The following is a 19,866-nucleotide window of genomic DNA, read 5'->3' on the forward strand; positions in this document are numbered from 1 at the left end:
TCTTTTTTTCTCTATTTTGTGACCAAAATTGATTACTTATTCAGCTTTTCCTTTTGTTACAGAATTGTAAAGATTGATAAGGTTAGAGTAAAATTTGTATAGATTTTTTTAAGTTTTTGTTATGATAATTGAGGTTAATTTTTAAAATTATTTTAATTATATATATTCAGGAGGCAATTCCATGTTTAGTTCAAAGAAGCAAGATCCGTTTTTCTCAGCCTTATTGAAAATTGCTGAAAATATGCGTGAAGGTATCCATTATGCAAATGATTTTCGCATTGAAACGGTTGCAGACTTAAAGGAAATCAGCATTCGTATGAAACAATACGAAACAGCGGGTGATAAATTAATTCATGAATTAATCGTCATGCTTAATAAATCATTTATGACACCAATTGAGCGTGAAGATATTTTATCATTAGCGATTCGTATGGATGACGTGTTAGATGGCGCAGAAGGTACGATTGCACATTTCGAAATGTTTTCATTAACAGAAATCGATGAATCAATGCGTGATTTCCTAGCATATATCGCCAAATCTACTGATGAAATCGTTAAAGCGATGGAACTTTTAAACAAAAAAGATCTTGTTGGAATGCGCCAGCACGCCATTTTAATTAAAGATTATGAGCGTGAATGTGATGAAGTATTACGTTCTTCTATTAAAAAACTATTTTTAAACGAAAAAGATCCTATTCGACTAATTAAATTCAAAGATATTTATGAGCAGCTAGAAGAAATTGCCGACTACTGTCAAACAGTTGCTAACACAATCGAAACAATCATTATGCGTAATGCGTAATAAATGAGGAGTCCTTTTAATGAATACACTACTTATCATTACCGTCCTAGTAGTCTTTTTTGCACTTGCATTTGACTTCATTAATGGTTTTCATGATACTGCAAATGCGATTGCAACATCTGTTTCAACACGTGCGCTACCTCCTCGAGTAGCGGTAATCATGGCAGCATTTATGAATTTCTTGGGTGCCATTACATTCGTAGGTGTTGCAAAGGCGATTGCGTCAGATATTGTTGACCCGTTTGCATTATCTACACCTGATGCACCATTAATCGGTTCTGTTGTTATTTTGGCCGCTCTATTATCGGCGATTACCTGGAACTTAGTCACTTGGTATTTTGGAATTCCATCAAGTTCTTCTCATACATTGATCGGTTCGATTGCAGGTGCTGCCATTGCAGCATCTGGAGTCGGGGTTTTAAATTATAGCGGATTCACAAAAATTATTATTGCTTTATTAGCATCACCAATCATTGCAATTTGTGCCGGTTATTTAATGATGACAATAATGAAATTTATTTTTAAGAATATGAATCTTTATAAAACAAATAAAGGCTTCCGTATTATGCAAATTTTCACTGCAGCCATTCAATCATTTACCCACGGGACAAACGATGCTCAAAAAGCGATGGGTATTATTACGATGGCACTGATTGCAGCGAATTGGCAAACAACGGATGATGTACAAGGCTGGGTTCGTTTTGCCTGTGCTTTAGCAATGGGTCTTGGTACATCGATCGGTGGCTATAAAATTATTAAAACAGTCGGCGGTAAAATCATGAAAATCCGCCCTGTAAACGGTGCCGCTGCGGACATTGCTTCTGCATCCATCATTTTCGGTGCGACATTAATTCACTTGCCTGTATCAACAACACATGTTATTTCTTCTGCAATTATGGGTGTTGGTTCGGCACAAAATGTAAAAGGCGTAAACTGGGGTATGGCTCGTAAAATTGTCACAACTTGGATTATTACAATGCCTATTTCTGCAGTCATGGCAGCAATTATCTATACAGTATTAAATCTATTCTTTTAAAAAAGAGGGCAGGTTTGTTTCGAAATTTTTTTCGGACAAACCTCCCTCTTTTCTTTTTTTCTATGAATCCATTACACTGTATTTATGGAAAAAGAAAGGCGGTAATTTATGAAACAGTTTGCAGCATTCATTACAAAATTCGCAAAACCGATTGTTCTACTATGGTCTGCACTTTTAATTGTTCTTGCATTTTTTGCGCTTCAACTCCCTTCTAAACTGCAAGGGGATGGTTTTTTCTACGATGGCGACCACTCGTATGTAACGAACGAGCTATCGGATACATTCAACTTACCTGCAAAAACGATTTTTGTACTGTTTGAAAATAAAACAGATGAGGAAATTTCGTCTGCACTTGAAAGTTTAGAAACAATCGAAGAAATTCAATCCATTACATCTCCTGTAGGTGTTGAAGAATTAAACAAAGAAGGATATGCCTATGGAATGCTGGAGTTCGATAACACGGTGGATGATTACTTCCCTATTATAGATGAGCTGCGTGAAAAGCTTGGCGATATTAACGGCATTTCCATTACAGGAGAACCGGTTATTTCAAAGGACATTAATGTTGCGAGTCAAAATGATTTAATAAAAGCTGAAACGATTGGCCTTCCGATCGCCTTAATCGTTTTATTGTTAGCATTCGGTACTATCGTAGCTTCTTTACTGCCGATATTAGTCGGCGGTGCTACGGTTGTCATCACACTTGGTCTATTGACTCTATTAGGAGATAGTGTGAACTTATCGATTTTCGTGTTAAATATTGTCCCAATGCTCGGGTTAGCCTTAAGTATTGATTTTGCATTGCTGCTTATTAACCGATACCGTGAAGAACGCAATACACAATCGGTTGAGCAGTCTGTTCAAATTGCTATCCAAACAGCCGGACGCTCAATTATCTTTTCAGCGCTTTGTGTCATGATCGGTCTTGGCGCAATGATCGTCATTGATGTGGAAATATTCATGAACATCGCGCTTGGCGGATCAATTGTCGTGTTGCTCGCTGTATTAACAGGTATTACACTTTTACCGGCAACATTGATGATTCTAGGCGACCGTTTAAATAAAGGCCGTGTTTTCCGTATAAAACCAAATGCCTCTCGTTGGCAGAAGTTCGCCGCCTTTGTCATGAAACGACCTGTCACAATTATCGTTGTGGCTATCATCTTGCTATGTGTTGCAATGGTGCCGATTAAGGATATCGAGTTAACTATTCCTTCTACGGAATCACTGCCGGAATCCTATGAGTCACGCCAAACGTTTGATACGCTCGATGAACAATTCGGTCTCGGCGATAATACACCAGTATTCCTTCTGGCAGAAAATGATGAAGCCGGTGCTTGGGATACGATAGAAGGCCGCGAGAAAATACTCGATATTCAGCAGCAGCTGTTGGATGATCCGCTTGTTGATCGTGTAACGTCAATGTTTACTATGGCCAATATCGATTCTGTTGAAATGTGGGAAATGGCGAACAGCAACCCGCAAGCACCAGGTGCACTGGATGAAGTGGCGGAAAACTTTATTCAGGAAGATAAAATGTATATGGTCACATACTTAAATGCAGAAGGTTCTTCATTCGAAGCACAGGATTTTGTACGGGACTGGAGTGAAAAGGATTTAGGTGTCGATTTCGCTTTGTCCGGTCAAGCAAAGTTCAATCAGGAAATCTTTGATGAGATTGCCGGCAAAGTACTCATTGCTATTGCGATCATCATTGTATCAACCTTCTTCATTTTAATGATTGCATTCCGTTCGATTTTAATTCCGTTGAAAGCGATCTTAATGAACATTCTCGGATTGGGTGCGACATTCGGAATTCTCGTCTACATTTTCCAGTATGGCCATTTCGGTTTGGAAGCGACGACGATTGTGCTGATTATTCCGGTGTTGACCTTCTGCTTAGTATTCGGCTTAAGTATGGACTATGAAGTATTTTTAATTTCACGTATTCAGGAAGAATATTTAAAAGGGGCAACAAATACGAAGGCAACGGTCGATGGACTTGTCTCGACGAGTAAAATTATTACATCTGCAGCGCTTATTATGATTGTTATTACCGGTGCATTCGCATTTACGGATGTCATGCCCGTGAAGCAAATCGGTGTCGGTATTGCGATCGCGATTGCCATTGATGCAACAATCATCCGCCTGATGCTAGTCCCAAGTTTCATGAAGTTGTTTGGTGACTGGAACTGGTGGCTGCCGTTTAGAAAGAATACTAGATAACGTTGAATAAATAGTCGTCCGGCCTTTTGTAAAGGAATCGGGCGGCTGTTTTATTTCGGTCATGATTTTATTAGAACAATTTTCGGGGATATTAGAAGATGCAGTGAGGTTATTAGAACATCTGTAGTTTTTATTAGAAAACCGGGTGAAACGGATGACTCTCCTTTCAATTAGAGGGAGTGCCGGGTGACCAATCTTGCGTTTATTAGAACATCTCGTGCCGATATTAGAACAAATTGACGGGATATTAGCACTTTCATCCTCTATATTAGAAACTCTTGAACACTTATTAGCACATTGAGCTTATATATTAGAAAATGAGACTTTTATTAGAACTTTTTAAAATATATTAGACCATTCCACCTGTTTATTAGAAAATCACCTACCCACGTTCCTCAAATAAAAAAATCCCCTTCGTCACTATAACGATGAAGGGGATTTTAGAAATCAAAGCGACCAACCTAGCCTATATACAGCTGTTCCTCAAACGGCAGCACAACTGCATATGCTTCGCTCGACTCTTCACTTTTGTTTAACTCGATCTGTTTCGGGTCTTTAGGTTCCCACAACATATAAAATGCTTGAATTACAATGACAATAACAACGGATGCTACTAAAATTGTACCGACGATAATCTTGACCATTTTATTTCCGGACATTTCTTTCGATGAATTCTGTTGTGCCATTCTTCAATTCCCTCACTTATCTATTTTGAAAGTCGGAAACCTTCCTCACGTAAATAAGCGATAGCATCTTCACGCGTACCGAAAGATTCCTCTAAATTTCCTTGATGATAAATATTCCAAGAACGATCATTAAACTCCAGCTCTAGTTTCGTTCCTTCACGCGATGTCCACGTCTCGACAATCGGTAAAATCTCTTCTTCTTCCTCAGATAAATAGTTGATTGATTCGCGCACTATTTCACGTAACGCTTCCTCGCTGTAGTCACGAATATTGACTAGCCCGTTGTCGCCCGCTTCTGTTTCATATTTCAATAAGTCACCGACGAAAACAAAGCCATTGCCGTTTGGATGCAACTTTTCTACAACAATCGATTTTTCGTAAAGGCTTCCTTCAAAATGATAATTCACACGTTTTAATGAAATTTCCTTTTTAGTCAACTGAGGAAATGATTCGATAATTTCTTGTTTTTGTTCAAATGTTAGCATTGTCTGCTCCTTTAAAATGTCTTTTCAATATTAAGTATACCGTGTCCGGCGAAAATTAAAAAGCGAAGCATATGCTTATCACATATGCTCCGCAACTTAGCCATATAAACTAGGTTATATCGTCTTATTGGCAGTCTCTTTAATCTGTTTACGTTCTTCATAAATATTTTGAACGATTACTTTAATGACGCAGTACGTAGGGATCGCAATCAGAATTCCGATAAACCCGGCAATATTTCCTGCTGCCAATACGATTGAAATGACTGTCAACGGGTGAATATCCAAAGATCGTCCCATAACATTTGGTGTGATTAAGTTACTTTCTACTTGCTGTGCGACAAGCGTTACTACACCAACCCAAATAACGTCAAACGGATTATTCAGAAGTGCTACAATCACTGCCGGTACAAGGGAAAGCCACGGACCGATAAACGGAATCATATTCATGAAAAATGCAAACAAAGCAAGTAATAATGAATATTCCAAACCAATGATTAAATAGCCAATGTACATCATGATTGCGAGTAAAAAGCTGACCAATACTTGTCCTTGTACATAGCTTCTTAATACGTTATCAATTTCTTCTAATGTTTTTTTCACCCATGTGCGGCGTTCCCCAGAAAATATACCATAAATCTGAGGAGCGAATTTTTCATGGTCTTTCAACATAAAAATAAAGAAAAATGGTGCTAATACTAATGTTAATGTGACGGTTACCGCCCCGCTTAAGAAAGAAACAAGATATTTACTACTTGCGACAGCAATGTCTTGTATCGAATTGGTTACAGATGCTATAAACTCTTCTACTTGCGGAGGTAACATCGGAATATTTTCCTTATTATCTAAAATAAAATCAGCTGCTTCTTCAATATCCTTAGCGATGGTCGGTGCATTTTCAACAAGTCTGTTTACCTGGTTTGCAATTGGAGTACCAACCAAAATCAAAAAACTTGCAAATAAACCTGCAATTATAAGAACAATGGTTATTAAACTACCCCATCTCGGCATTCCCCGTTTTTCTAATATACGCTGTAATGGCTCTGAAATATAATAGAGCACCCCACCGAGTAATAACGGTACAAGAATTGTCGTAAAAATGATGATAATCGGATTAAATATCGAATGAATTTCAATAAAGTATTTAATAATTAATAATGTTAATAAAATACCTACGCCAACTTGGAACCACAGTTTTCTTGTCATCGGCTCACTCTCTTTCCCAAACTTTCTTTTACTTTAAATTTTCACTATAACTATGTACGTTTTAGCATGCCATAAAGGTTCATAAAATACAAAAAATAAAAAGGTTTGTTTCGCAAAGGAGTTTTTGCGAAACAAACCTCTTAACTTTTATAGCTTTTTATCGTCAATTGAATTTAAATAGTCTTCGATTGTACCTACAACCGACTCCACACAGCCGTCGTCAAATGGCGAGATTAAGCCCGCTTCCTCAACAAGTTTTGTGAAAGCAAATGACCCGCCAAGACTGCATAAATGCAGATAGTCTTTCCAAGCACCATCAAAGTCTTCGCGTGAACGTTTCCAAAACTGGAATGCACAAATTTGCGCTAACGTGTAGTCAATATAATAGAATGGGCTTGAATAAATATGACCTTGTCGTTGCCAAAAAGCTCCGGATTCCAAGTAGTCATGTCCATCATAATCGCGATGCGGTAAATATTTCGCCTCGATTTCTTTCCATGCAGCATTGCGCTCTGCAGGTGTCATTTGTGGATTTTCATACACGACATGCTGGAATTCATCTACTGCTACACCGTATGGTAAGAATAGTAACCCGCTGCTTAAATGCGAGAATTTATACTTATCTGTTTGGTGCTTGAAGAATAGCTCCATCCAAGGCCATGTAAAGAATTCCATACTCATAGAATGAATTTCTGCTGATTCATATGTCGGCCATAAGTATTCAGGAATTCCAATATTTCGGCTTGAATACACTTGGAATGCATGTCCTGCCTCATGTGTCAGTACATCAATATCTCCGGATGTGCCATTAAAGTTCGAGAAGATAAACGGTGATTCGTAGTCTTCGATAAACGTACAGTACCCACCGCTTTCCTTACCTTTCTTCGCAACTAAATCCATCAGGTCATGCTCGATCATATAGTTGAAGAACTCGCCTGTTTCTTTTGAAAGTTCTTCGTACATTTTTTTACCATTATCGATAATCCATTGCGGATCACCTTGAGGTACGGCATTTCCTGTTAAGAATGTTAAACCTTCATCATAGAATTTGAAGTCTTCCACCCCAATGCGCTCTGCTTGGCGTTCATATAGTTTTGTGGCAAGCGGGACGATATTTTCGCGCACTTGCTCGCGGAATTTCGCAACCATCTCTGCATTGTAGTCTATACGGTTCATGTTGACATAGCCTAGTTCCACATAGTTTTTGAAGCCTAATTTCGTCGCAATTTCATGGCGCAGCTTCACTAAATCATCATAAATCTGATCAAACTTTTCTTTATTTGAAGCATAAAAATCTGCAGTCGCTTTACGTGCAGCTTTACGCGCGTTACGCTCTGTAGACTCTGCATATGGACCTAGTTGCGCCAACGTCAATGTTTTACCGTCAAATTCAATCTGAGCAGAAGCAACTAGCTTGCTGTATTCAGATGTTAATCTGTTTTCTTTTTGCATAAGCTCGATTACTGCTGGCGAGAAACCTTTTAATAAGTTTTCAGCTAAAGCAAATAGCTGCGTACCCCATTTTTCTTCCAGTTGTGCACGGAAAGGCGACTTCACGAGTTCCGTATAGTAGTTAAATACAAGCTCATCTGCCATTGGACTTACTTCATCAAAATAGTCGCGCTCTTTTTGGTAATATTCATCATTCGTATCAATTGATGCACGTACATAGACGATATTGGCCATTGTAGAAAATGTGTTGCGAATCGCATTTAATTTTTCGATGACCTCGCTTTGTTCATCTACTGTAGTTGCAGCTTTAAACTCTTCTAATAATGCTGCTGTCTGTTCTTTCATTTGTTCTAAATCCGGACGTTTATAATCAAAGTCTTTAAATGTTACCAAACTCATTCACCCCATCTGTTCACTTCATTCGGAATTCGAAATTCCCTCTTTTATTATTTATGATTATGGCAAAAATTGCAATTATTTTCAGAATATTTATCTCGCTTTATTTTAGGTTTAAATGGCATAAAACAAGCAGCCGAGAAAAGGTCTCAGCTGCTTGTTTTTATATCTTGAACTTATTCATTTCCAATACGACTTGTTGTGAATGGCTATCCAATTCTTCAACCGCTTTTGTTAAATCATCGACTACGAGAGTTTGTTCATCTGAAGCAAGTGCCAAATGTTTGGCGTAGTCTGATGTATCGTTTACTAAGCGACTCATCTCCTCAGTTGAAGCTAGAATTTGCTCTGCTCCAGCAGACATTTGCTCGACAACTGCTGAATCATCCTGAATTCGGTTGTTGACATTCACTACGGAATTCAAAATTTGGTTTAAACGCTGACCAATTTCACCTACCGCCATCGTTCCTTCTTTAACATCTGTAGTTGTCAGATCAATCTCAACTAGTAAACGATCCGTTATATGCGAGAAGTTTTGCAGATGATCTGAAATCTCCTCCGCTGATGATCTGGACATTTCCGCCAGTTTCTTTACTTCATCCGCTACAACGGCAAAACCTTTTCCGGCTTCCCCGGCACGCGCCGCTTCAATTGCAGCATTAAGCGCAAGTAAATTCGTCTGATCCGAAATATTCGTAATGACGGTCACCATTTCTTTAATCGAATGGAAGTTTTGCCCCATTTCCTTCACTAGCTTAGCCGTATTTTCTACCGATTTTTCTACCCCTTGAATCTGGTCAACTACCTTTCCGGAACTTTGTGCGCCAACTTCAACAAGGCTCGTCATATCGGAAGAAACTTCAGCAATCTCATTAAATGTATCGGCCAGTTTCTGAATGCCGATTGCCATTTCATTCATCGCAGCATTTACTTCATTATTGCTTATTTGCTGTAATGTCCCGCTGTGTGAAATCGTGGCGATATTTTCTACCATTTTTTCATTTGATGTGTTCACACGTTCTGTAGATGTTTCGATTAAATCGACTACTTCTCCCAGCCCATCTGTACGTTCCTTTAATACTTGGAATGTTGCAGATAATTCGACGAGTGAACTTTGGAAATTTTTAGCGAACGCTGTAACTTCATTATTCGTTTTAAAACTCAGCTTGTCCAACAAAGCCTGTGATTCAACAATATCACCTGAAGCTAGATTTTCCGCTGCTTTATTTAATGTTTGTAGTGGGGATAATGCCCGACGGATATAGGTATAAATCCCGATTAAAGCTACGATAAATATAATAATGAAAATAAGCGCTATAAGTGGGACAATCTCTTTTGCTACATTCTCTGTTAAAGAACTGATATACGAAGCATCGATATCAACACCTAAATAGGCAATCGTTTCTCCTGCATCATTTTTAATCGGAACAATGCCGGTAATATATTCACCGAAATCGCTGCTTAAAAGGTCTGATGCATATTGGCCGTCTTCGATAACGCGCTCAATATGCTCGTATTTTGTAGAACCTGATGGGTCACCCAGTTTCCCGGCGTTTTCAGTATCATCTGCCGGCATGCCATCAACTAAAAAGGAAATCTCCCCATTTTCTTCTGGTACAAAATAGGTGTAGGCATACATGACACCATTGTATTCACGTAATTCATTTAACTGTTCACGTAATTCCCAATAGGTTGCATTTTCACTTGGTTTTTCAATAAGTTGCTCATACTTTTGTACATCTATGTATTTTACGATATTGCTAGCTACTTCAATCGTACGTTCTTTTACAGATGATTGAACTGAACGCGCTGAGTTATATTGAAGCATAATGACGGTTAATAGCAAAATAACGGCGAAAATACTGCCGATCATCAGTATTATTCTACTACCTAATTTGTCCATTCTTTTCATAGCCTATTCTATCTCCTAGTATAATATTTAATTGTTTAATTTATTTTGAATTAAAGATTATTTAAATGCAACTTCTTTTCGTGAATCCTTTATATTATTAATGAATAATAAGTCAATAGAACTATTAATTTACCGCTAATTCCTAAAAGTAAATGAAGACAGAAAAAAAGCCCAAAGAATCATCTTTGGACTTAGATTTTTATTCGCCTAAATCAGCATTGTGGTAGACGCGTTGCACGTCTTCCAAATCTTCCAATGCATCAATCATTTTTTCAAACTTCACTAAATCATCACCAGTTAAAGCCACATCTGTCATTGGCAGCATCGTTAACTCTGCTACAGTAAAGTCTTCGATGCCCGCTCCTTTAAATGCTTCTTGTGTTGCATGGAACTGTTCCGGCTCAACATATACGATAATTGTGCCTTCTTCATCCATAATGTCACGCATATCTAAATCAGCTTCCATTAAAATTTCAAGAATTTCATCTTCTGATTTACCTTCAATTCCGAATACAGCTGTATTTTGAAACATATGCGCCGCTGAACCAGATACGCCCATATTACCGCCATTTTTACCGAATGCTGCACGTACTTCAGAAGCTGTACGGTTTACGTTGTTTGTTAATGCATCAACGATTACCATTGTACCTGCTACCCCGAAACCTTCGTAGCGTAATTCATCAAATTGCTCATCTCCGCCGCCTTTTGCTTTGTCGATTGCTTTTTCAATAATATGTTTTGGTACAGAATACGTTTTTGCACGTTCCAAAACCGTTTTCAGTGCACGGTTTGATTCCGGATTTGGTTCACCTGATTTTGCTGCTACATAAATTTCACGACCGAATTTAGCATAAATACGACTATTTGCTGCGTCTTTCCCAGCCTTTTTATCTTTAATGTTATTCCATTTACGACCCATTTTATTCACTCTCTTTCATACTCTATTAGTAACGTTATTTAAAAACGAAAAAATATATTTAACTTATTTATTATACATAAACTTGAAATAATTTTAAATTACTCTGCATAAAAAAATATAAAAACCTATAGCACGATTTGGCATGCTATAGGTTTCGTTTATAATTGTGATGCCTCTAAGCTAAATGTATCGCCGCCTTGAAGTGTCCCAGCATTATACCCTTTTTTGAACCAGCGCATCCGTTGCTCGCTTGTACCATGTGTAAAGCTTTCCGGTACGACATATCCTTGCGCTTCCATCTGTAGTGTATCATCGCCAATGGCATTTGCTGCCGTTAATGCCTCCTCAAAATCGCCTTCTTCCAAATAGCCCTTGTCTTGGACATGATGTGCCCATACACCCGAGTAATAGTCAGCCTGAAGTTCCAGACGCTTCACAGCTTCATTGTAATTGGCTTGTGATACTTTTCCGTTTAACGCATGTACCTGTTCGGAAGTGCCCAATAATGTTTGGACATGGTGCCCAACTTCGTGCGCGACTACATAAGCCATCGCAAAATCACCCGGTGCATCAAACCGGTTTTTTAATTCTTTATAAAAACTTAAATCAATATACAGGTTATAATCGGCCGGACAATAAAATGGCCCGACCGCAGCACTTTGCATCCCGCATCCGGAGCTTACACTATCCGTAAACAATACGAGCGTCGGATTTTCGTAAGTTAATCCATTGTCAGCAAACAACTTTTGCCATATATCCTCTGTATCCGCAAGTACTACAGAAACAAATTCCGCCAATTCCTCTTCTTCAGCGGTCGGTTCATAGTTTTCCGACGTTGCGCCATTTTGCGTTATGTTTTTTGAAACTTCCGAAACAACATCTCCTGCATCTCCACCATTGAGCAATGTGAAAATAATGGCAATAATAATCCCGACTCCGCCAAGGCCTCCACCGATTTTCCCGGCACTCATCCCACGGCGGTCCTCCACATTACTGCTTTTCCGTCTTCCTTTTACATCCATAGTGTTCCCCTCCACCTAAAACAGGCATTCTTTGCCCTATAATTACCCTATTTACGATTTCATATAACTCCTAATTTTAATTTGTAAAACAAAAGAAATCGAAGTAGTTTTCAATTCCACTTCGATTTCTTTCTAAACTTCGCCTAATGCAAAAATAACTACCTTATAAATCGGCTTCAATCTTTTCCAGTAATGCCTCGCAGCCTTCTACACATAGATCGTACGTTTCCTGGAAATCCCCTGTATACCATGGATCCGGAACATCTTTTTTATGTGCCGTCAGATCAAGGAAGCGGAACACTTTTGCATCAGCTTCAGCACGCAGCATTTCGATTGTATTTTTCACGTTGCTTTCATCCATACAGACAATATAGTCAAAGCTGTCTAAATCGGAAGTGCATAACTGTCTTGCAAGCATACCGGTTGTCATAATTCCGTATTCCTGTAATTTTGCCGTCGTTCCTTTATGTGGCGGTTCTCCTATATGGTAATTGCTCGTACCGGCTGAGTCGACTGTAATTTTATCCGTCAAACCACGTTTAGCGATTAAATCACGCATAACAGCTTCCGCCATCGGAGAACGGCAAATGTTGCCCAAACATACGAATAGTACTTGCTTCATCTCTTTTCCACTCCTAATCAAAGAAGCCGCACGAAAGATTCCGCGCAGCTCCTGTTATTTTACTTCCGGGTGCATTTCTTTCAAATGTGCTGTCAATCGGTTCAGCTCATCTTCCAAAAATTGAATGGATTGTTCACGTCCTTCTTTTCCTGCCCCAACTGTAAATGGCTTCCCATAAATTAAATAGCCTTTTTGGCGTTTGAATACACCTTTTGCATTTTTCGGACCGATATATGCAGCCGGCAAAATTTCCGTCTTCGCCAGCTGGGCAATTGTCACTGCGCCGGCTTTTAGTTCCGAGTTTTCCGAACTTCTCGTTCCACTCGGGAAGATTCCGACTACTTTTCCTTCTTTAATAAGCTGTCGTGGGATTTTAATAACACTTGGTCCCGGATTATCGCGATCTACCGGGAATGCGTTCAATCTCGTAATAAGCCAACCTAATCCTTTGACATCAAATAATTGTTTCTTAGCCATAAAATGTACTTCTTTAGGCAGCATCGAAATTCCTAGATTCAAAATATCGATATAGCCATTATGTGTACAGGCAACGACAAAGCCGCCTTCTTTCGGTATATTTTCTTTCCCGTATACCTTAGCCTTTGACCCGTTAACCCCTAAAATTCCATACACAACTCTTGCAATAAATTTATACACGTTTCATTCCTACCTTATCGTTAATCTCACTTTATTTTAATTGAAAGTAATACCATCATTCAATCACTACTGTTTTGCCGTCGTTCCCGCAATTTGCTCGATTAATGGAGGCAGCCAATCCTCAAGCTGACTAAACGAAAATCCTAATTGCTCCGCCTTGTCATTTTTCATATACCATGTTGCAGGTATGGCATATGGTGAACGGATTTCCTCTGTCCCAAGTAATGCTATTTTAGCGCGTTCCCCTGTCTTTTCTTCAATAAGAGAAATAAGGTCTTTTAACGAAATGACCCCATTTGCTATCGCATTAATTGGACCTTCCACATCTTCATTACCTGCCCATTGTAAAAATCGAGCGGCTTCTGTTGCCTGAATGAAGGACATTTCCGCATCCATGTTTAAAAATCCAATCGGTTCCTTATTAATAATGCGCTCAATATGGAAATGCAAACGGCGCGTATAATCATCTTCTCCCATGACAATCGGGAAACGGACCGCGACTACAGGGAACTCCGCATATTTATAAAATACCGCCTCTGCCAGACGTTTGCCTTCACCATACGTAAATTCATGTGTGTCTCCCATGATGATGCCATATGAAGTCGGATCAAAATCTTCTTCCGAATGCGGCTTTCCATCAGCCTCATATACAGCTAATGTAGAGGTGAAGACGAGCTTGCCGATTTTCCCATTGAACAGATCGCATAGCTGTTTTGCTTCATTTGGTGAATAGCAAATATTATCATATACAATATCAAATGTACGATTTTCCAATACCTTCCCAAAAGCCTCCGTATCTTTACGGTCCACTTTAATATGCTCTACTGCATCGCCAAACGGATTTTCCGACATTCCGCGTGTGACAATTGTTACTTCATGCTTTTGCTCCAATAAAAGTTCCACTAATTTACGGCCAAAAAATCGTGTCCCGCCTAATACTAAGATTTTCTTCATATACGATCACTCCATTCCAATTAATAAATCTAAATCAATTGTAATTTCCTGTAATTGAATACTTTCTTTATCGTTAATATGCCAGCCCATCGGTGTCATTTCAAGCAGGTTTTGTACTAAATGTGCTTCAAGCGGTACTGTATAGGTAATTCTTTTTACTTCTGCATTTGCAAAACTTGCTTTAAAACGCTCAACTGTTTGGGCATTTGTATAGCTTTCCTTTTCCGAATTTGCAAACGCCTGTTTACGCAGCTCTTTTAAGTAATTTTCCTGTGGCACAACTTTAATTACTTTACCGCCCCGTTTTAATAGCCGTTTAAATTCATCGTAATTTGCAGGTGACAAAATATTTAAAATCGCATCAAAAGATTGCTCGTTGAATGGACTATTGGCTAAATCACCTACACACCATAGCTGTTCAGGATTATACTTTGCCGCTGCGATTACCCCTTCTTTAGAAATATCAATTCCTACACCGACAGGGCGATCAAGCTGTTCGCAAATACGATGTAAATGAGAACCTTCACCACAACCTGTATCTAAAATTACCGGCTGTTCTACTGTGATTTCCCGGGCAATGGCGGCTTGTAACCGATCATAGATTCCTGCTTGAATGACAGTATGGCGAGACTCGAATAATTCTTTTCCATACATTGATTGGATAGGTCGATTTAACATATAAACATAGCCTTGTTTTGCCACATCAAATGTATGATTCGATAGACAGCTCATTTTTCCTTCATTGCTTATCTCTATTCCCTGTCGGCAAATAGGACAAGCAAAAAGTTGGCTATTGAATTGAAATTGCTGAATACTTAACGCTCGTTTTGATAATAGACCCATTATGGATCCTCCTTCATATGTGTTCGCTAGTATCGTACCATAAACTCATTCAAATAAAAAAAGGAAATAGTGGTCACTACTCCCTTCAAATACTTTTCAATCTATAATAGTTGGCTCGTTGTCACAAATTCATATCCTTCTTCTTTCAAATACAATATAACTTCCTCTAATGCATCTGCTGATTGCTGATGAATATCATGCATTAAAATAATCCCATTGTCCTTTGCTTGTGATTTTAAATTTGCCAATGTCTTTTTCGGCGTTTTATGCTGCCAATCAAGTGTATCAATATTCCACAGAACCGGCTTTATATCATCGATCGATTCCCTTACTTTTTCATCTATTGCTCCAAACGGCGGTCGATACATCGTAGGCGTCTTTCCTGTTGCATCACAAATTGCCTCGTTTGCTCGTTCGATTTCTGCTCGCATTTGTTGTGCGTTTAGCTTCGTCAAGTTTTTGTGGCTCCACGTATGATTGGCAATTTCATGACCGAAAGCATCCGCTTTTTTCACGACATCAGGATATTTTACAACGTTTTGACCGAGCACAAAAAATGTTGCCTTCACTTCATACTTTTGCAGTGTCATTAAAATTTGATCGGTCACATTTTTATGTGGACCGTCATCGAACGTAAGTGCAATTCTTTTATGAACGGCCAGTTGTTCTGGAGGTTGTTGCTGTTCATTTTCTTGTACAACATCGGCCTGCTTATTATTATCCAATATATTTTCAACCTTTATGTATGTTGTACAATTTCTGCCCGGTGCCCCTCCGTCATTCATATAAAACGGCATCATTTTATTTAAGCTGCCGGTTGGCTCGTTTATATAACCTTTGGAAGCGGATGGCTCATAATAAGCAGCATTCATCGAAACCGCTTTATTACTTGCGTAAGTTGACGGTGTATCGATCCATAAGCGATATCCGACAACTATTAATATTCCACATAATATGCTGAGCACTGATATTTTTTTGCCCATTCTACTACCCTCCTTTCCTCTTCTATTTATTAGACGTATGAAGAGAGCAAAAAGTTAATAAAATATTGGATTTTTTTATAAATTTTCCCCATAAAAATAGCAAAGTAGAAAAAACTACTTCGCTCTGTTTACTTTGTCGGTGTAGCGGTTTTTGAATGTAATGTCGTATTTTTCCCGTGCATAAAGGCTTCTAATGCTGTGTACACATTTTCAATCTCTGTTTCTGATAATCGTTTTCCTTCAAGTGTTTTTGCCCATTTTTTTAATTCCGCCATTTTTAGCACTTCTACATTTGAAGATTGAACTTCAATCTGCTGAAATGAGCAACCATTCGTAAAAACTACGAGCGTTCCAAAAAATGTACCGTCTACTTCAGGCAGCTGGTCTTTTAATGCATGAGTTAAACGTTTTGTTTCATGGATCGGGTTATTAAATACTTGTTTTTTATTTTTATGTAATAGCTCAATCCATTCAATACCCTGCTCCCTTCCATTAATCCAGCCTGATTTATCTTTCACATTTACTACATAGATCCCTGATTCATGAAGTAAAAGTGCATCAATTGTTTGGACTTCATTATGAACAGGAAGTTGGAGATTCACCATTACTTTTTTTATACCTTGAACATGCTCCAATTCCTTTACTAGCTGATAGGATATTCGGACACTCTTATTCATAAGCACATCAAAATAGGAATAGCCGGTCAATTGATAAAATGTTGTATTGTCATGAGTATATAATTTAAAAATAAAGTAACCAATAATCGCAATTAGAACGACCAATAAAAATAAGGTCATTGCGTTCACTCCTTGTCTGCGTCAACGCAGTTCATTTTAGATAACACTAGTGCCATTACTAAATTTCTATAGGCTGTTGAGAGTTGGCTTTATGACTGTTTATAATCGGCAAAAGCTGATCCAGCTTTTGTATTTCATAAGTTGGCCGAATTGTTGATGGTACCGCATTAAACGGATTAAGCCAGCATGTATCGATTCCGGCATTTGCGCCACCGATAATATCAGCACTGTAGGAATCACCAATGATCATCGCCTTGTTCGGGTCGAAATTTGGAATTCGTTCAAAAGCATAATCAAAAAATGGCTTCATCGGCTTTTGATAACCTGTATTTTCCGAAACGAAAACTTGCTTAAAATAAGGTGCCAAGCCTGTCACTTGGAGGCGTTTCATTTGTGTCTCGGCCAACCCGTTCGATGTGATATACAGTTCATACTCAGGTTCCAATGTATGAATCAGCTCCAATGCGCCTTCAACAAACACTTTACTTTCCGCTAAATAGCCTCGGTACTCAGCGTCCAATGCCTTGCCATCCACTTCAATGCCAAAATGCTCAAATGTCTTGCCAAATCGGGTTTCCATTAAAATGTCACGAGTGATCAGCCCTTCTTCAAGCGAGCGCCATAAGCCCGTATTAATTTTTCGGTAAACATCCTCGGTCTGGGGTGTCAATGGAAGCTGATATGCTTCAAATAACTTCGGCAGTGCCAACTTTTCGGCAGCTTTAAAATCCAATAATGTATCATCCAAGTCAAATAATAAAAATTGATATTCCTTCATTTGTGTACTCCGTTTCCATTATACTAATATATTAGCTTATCATAATCTAATCACAATTTTAACTATTTACACTACTCCTAATTTTCGATAGCATGAGTGTATTGCTCAATGTGAAGAAAGAAGGGTTCTTTTATGGGATTTGAGTTAGACCCACAACTAGTTATTATTTTAATTTGTTTTGGTTTTTTAGCAGCATTTATCGATTCTGTTGTGGGAGGCGGTGGCCTTATTTCACTGCCTGCATTAATGTTTGCAGGGCTAAGTCCCTCTGCAGCTGTTGCAACAAACAAACTCGCCGGGACAATGGGATCCTTAACGAGTACTATTACCTTTTATCGGTCTGGAAAGCTAGATATTAAATCTGTCATGAAGTATTTCCCATGGGTTTTTATTAGCTCGATGATCGGGGCTTGGATTGTCCATTTACTTGATCCAAACTTATTGAAACCTTTAATGCTGATTATGCTGGCAGCTGTAGCTGTCTATACAATTTTCAAAAAAGATTGGGGCAGTATTTCGGCGGTCAAATCACTTTCAAAAACAAAGTATATTTTATTTTTCTTAGTGATTTCACTGATTGGTTTTTATGATGGGTTTTTAGGTCCTGGTACTGGGTCATTCCTGATTTTTGCATTTCTGATGGTCGGCTATGATTTTTTAAAGGCAGCCGGTAATGCAAAACTCCTTAATTTTGGGAGTAATATCGGGGCGCTTTTAATGTTTATCTATTTAGGGCAAATCAATTATACATATGGCTTGATTATGGGGGCCGCTCAAATTGTTGGAGCGATTGTCGGTTCACGGTTTGCAATTAAGCGAGGAAGCGGCTATGTTCGTGTCCTTTTCATCATCGTCACAATTACATTACTTGCAAAAAATAGCTATGATTTTTTCTTGAAATAATTGTACCGGATGTCCAACTTATACTTGGGCATCTTTTTTCATTTAAAAAGCCCCGAAATATATTCGGGGCTGAGTTCTTATTGCATTTCTTTTGTAGGTCCCATTACTGGAGGCACTGCTAAGCCTGCTTGGCGAAGTAATACTGTCATTTGGCCAATATGATGTGTTTGGTGTGAGATTACTTTGCCGAGTAATTCACCGCGCTTCATCATTCCTCCAAAAGCAGGTACTTCTTCTAAAAGCTGTTCCTCTGTTAATGCTGCCGCTTCTTTTTTATACGCTTCGCGCACCATTTCATACTTCTCTATAATTCCAGCCATTGTTTCTGGCTGTGGCATATCAGGACCTGGACCCGGAATTTGCAATCCCGCAAAATGGCCGAATGCGCCTGCTACACTTACTAAATGCCATGATAACCATCCTAATGAATTGTGCTCATCTACGATGGCAATATGCATTTTGTCATCCGGAATAGCTTGCATTACTTTCAATGCACCCTTTGATGAAATTGCCCAATCTTTTACAAAATCTTCAGCTACACGATACATTAACAATTCCCCTTTACAACGATTTGTTTTTATCATACCGAATAAGATGGTATTGCGCTATCAATCAACATTTAAGATTTTTGATTAAGATAAATAATCTAGCACGATGCTCCATATTTCTACTTTTTCATCAAAGGTTTTAATATTCTTCCCTGGAATCGGACTTGTTGATGGCATTTTTTTATATGCCCGTCCGTCCAATACTTGGAGCCCAATATGTCTTTTAAAAACATCAAAGCTTTTCCCGCCATTAAATAGGACAAGCTGTATTTGCGGGTATTTTTTAAACAGCTCCGAAAAGTTATTCGGTATTTCATTTTTTATTGTTGCATCCAGGCTGCCTTCACGCTCACAGCTTTCGATGGAATCCCATAGCCCGATACAATGTTTACGAAGAAGTGCGATTCTTTCGTTATAGTCTTCCTGAATATCGATTGCTAGAAGCTTTCCTATAATCGGCCAAAAATGATTCCGTCGGTTGCCGTAGTATTGCTGTTTTTCCAGTGACTGCTTTCCTGGCATTGAGCCAAGAATAAGCACTTTCGTTTTCCCATCCACAATCGGAGGTAATATATTTTGGATTAGCTCCATCACAACTCCCACCATTCTTTACAGTTATTTTAAAGATAAAAGAACCACATA

Annotated in this window: 20 protein-coding genes; 4 read left to right on the plus strand and 16 right to left on the minus strand. The window is 38.6% G+C overall.

The features are described from left to right. Positions 1-181 precede the first annotated feature (181 nt). From CBM15_RS14730 to CBM15_RS14740, 3 genes are all read left to right on the plus strand, one after another. The gene (locus CBM15_RS14730; RefSeq protein ID WP_008405849.1) at positions 182-802 is read left to right on the plus strand and encodes a DUF47 domain-containing protein; all 621 of its coding nucleotides are present in this window, start codon (positions 182-184) and stop codon (positions 800-802) included. A gap of 19 nt (positions 803-821) precedes the next feature. Then, on the plus strand, positions 822-1,838 hold the full coding sequence (locus tag CBM15_RS14735; RefSeq protein WP_008405850.1) for an inorganic phosphate transporter: 1,017 nt from the start codon (positions 822-824) through the stop codon (positions 1,836-1,838). A 108-nt stretch (positions 1,839-1,946) separates the two neighbouring features. Further along, positions 1,947-4,064 (plus strand): MMPL family transporter, encoded by a 2,118-nt coding sequence (locus CBM15_RS14740; RefSeq protein ID WP_087618093.1) that lies wholly within the window; start codon positions 1,947-1,949, stop codon positions 4,062-4,064. 461 nt (positions 4,065-4,525) lie between these two features. On the opposite strand, the gene CBM15_RS14745 is transcribed toward CBM15_RS14740, so the two are convergent. The 14 genes from CBM15_RS14745 to CBM15_RS14810 form a co-directional block, all read right to left on the minus strand. Next, the gene (locus CBM15_RS14745; protein WP_008405853.1) at positions 4,526-4,750 is read right to left on the minus strand and encodes a hypothetical protein; all 225 of its coding nucleotides are present in this window, start codon (positions 4,748-4,750) and stop codon (positions 4,526-4,528) included. 20 nt (positions 4,751-4,770) lie between these two features. Continuing rightward, entirely contained in the window at positions 4,771-5,235 is a 465-nt protein-coding gene (locus CBM15_RS14750; RefSeq protein ID WP_087618094.1) for a hypothetical protein, read from the minus strand. A gap of 114 nt (positions 5,236-5,349) precedes the next feature. Further along, positions 5,350-6,438, minus strand: coding sequence for an AI-2E family transporter (locus CBM15_RS14755; protein WP_014822503.1), 1,089 nt, complete (start codon positions 6,436-6,438; stop codon positions 5,350-5,352). 147 nt (positions 6,439-6,585) lie between these two features. Next, positions 6,586-8,289: a M3 family oligoendopeptidase gene (locus tag CBM15_RS14760; RefSeq protein ID WP_087618095.1), complete on the minus strand. Its 1,704-nt coding sequence runs from the start codon at positions 8,287-8,289 to the stop codon at positions 6,586-6,588. A 160-nt stretch (positions 8,290-8,449) separates the two neighbouring features. Next, positions 8,450-10,198, minus strand: coding sequence for a methyl-accepting chemotaxis protein (locus CBM15_RS14765; protein ID WP_087618096.1), 1,749 nt, complete (start codon positions 10,196-10,198; stop codon positions 8,450-8,452). Positions 10,199-10,397: 199 nt separating this feature from the next. Then, entirely contained in the window at positions 10,398-11,117 is a 720-nt protein-coding gene (locus CBM15_RS14770; protein ID WP_008405861.1) for a YebC/PmpR family DNA-binding transcriptional regulator, read from the minus strand. Between the two features lie 158 nt (positions 11,118-11,275). Next, positions 11,276-12,139, minus strand: a complete 864-nt coding sequence (gene ypfJ, locus CBM15_RS14775) for a KPN_02809 family neutral zinc metallopeptidase (protein ID WP_014822500.1) — start codon at positions 12,137-12,139, stop codon at positions 11,276-11,278. A 163-nt stretch (positions 12,140-12,302) separates the two neighbouring features. Then, the gene (locus CBM15_RS14780) at positions 12,303-12,761 is read right to left on the minus strand and encodes a low molecular weight protein-tyrosine-phosphatase (RefSeq protein ID WP_087618097.1); all 459 of its coding nucleotides are present in this window, start codon (positions 12,759-12,761) and stop codon (positions 12,303-12,305) included. Positions 12,762-12,815: 54 nt separating this feature from the next. Next, entirely contained in the window at positions 12,816-13,418 is a 603-nt protein-coding gene (locus tag CBM15_RS14785; RefSeq protein ID WP_087618098.1) for a lysophospholipid acyltransferase family protein, read from the minus strand. A gap of 66 nt (positions 13,419-13,484) precedes the next feature. Continuing rightward, positions 13,485-14,372: an NAD-dependent epimerase/dehydratase family protein gene (locus CBM15_RS14790; protein ID WP_087618099.1), complete on the minus strand. Its 888-nt coding sequence runs from the start codon at positions 14,370-14,372 to the stop codon at positions 13,485-13,487. A 6-nt stretch (positions 14,373-14,378) separates the two neighbouring features. Continuing rightward, entirely contained in the window at positions 14,379-15,215 is an 837-nt protein-coding gene (locus CBM15_RS14795) for a putative RNA methyltransferase (RefSeq protein ID WP_087618100.1), read from the minus strand. A 101-nt stretch (positions 15,216-15,316) separates the two neighbouring features. Then, entirely contained in the window at positions 15,317-16,198 is an 882-nt protein-coding gene (locus CBM15_RS14800; protein WP_087618101.1) for a polysaccharide deacetylase family protein, read from the minus strand. Positions 16,199-16,326: 128 nt separating this feature from the next. Next, positions 16,327-16,995: a nuclease-related domain-containing protein gene (locus CBM15_RS14805; protein ID WP_087618102.1), complete on the minus strand. Its 669-nt coding sequence runs from the start codon at positions 16,993-16,995 to the stop codon at positions 16,327-16,329. A gap of 58 nt (positions 16,996-17,053) precedes the next feature. Next, positions 17,054-17,773 (minus strand): YjjG family noncanonical pyrimidine nucleotidase, encoded by a 720-nt coding sequence (locus tag CBM15_RS14810; protein ID WP_087618103.1) that lies wholly within the window; start codon positions 17,771-17,773, stop codon positions 17,054-17,056. Positions 17,774-17,905: 132 nt separating this feature from the next. Here CBM15_RS14810 and CBM15_RS14815 point away from each other — a divergent pair, with 132 nt between their 5' ends. After that, positions 17,906-18,676 carry a TSUP family transporter gene (locus CBM15_RS14815; RefSeq protein WP_014822492.1) on the plus strand — a complete coding sequence of 257 codons (771 nt, stop codon included), beginning with the start codon at positions 17,906-17,908 and terminating at the stop codon, positions 18,674-18,676. Positions 18,677-18,753: 77 nt separating this feature from the next. Here the strand turns inward: CBM15_RS14815 and CBM15_RS14820 are convergent, their stop codons facing one another. Beyond that, positions 18,754-19,224, minus strand: a complete 471-nt coding sequence (locus CBM15_RS14820) for a DinB family protein (RefSeq protein WP_014822491.1) — start codon at positions 19,222-19,224, stop codon at positions 18,754-18,756. Positions 19,225-19,308: 84 nt separating this feature from the next. After that, a complete protein-coding gene (locus tag CBM15_RS14825) occupies positions 19,309-19,815 on the minus strand; it encodes a DNA-deoxyinosine glycosylase (protein WP_193433802.1) in 507 nt (168 codons plus the stop codon). Positions 19,816-19,866 lie beyond the last annotated feature (51 nt).

Origin of the sequence: Solibacillus kalamii (assembly GCF_002174535.1) — a bacterium.
Taxonomy (GTDB): Bacteria; Bacillota; Bacilli; order Bacillales_A; family Planococcaceae; genus Solibacillus; species Solibacillus silvestris.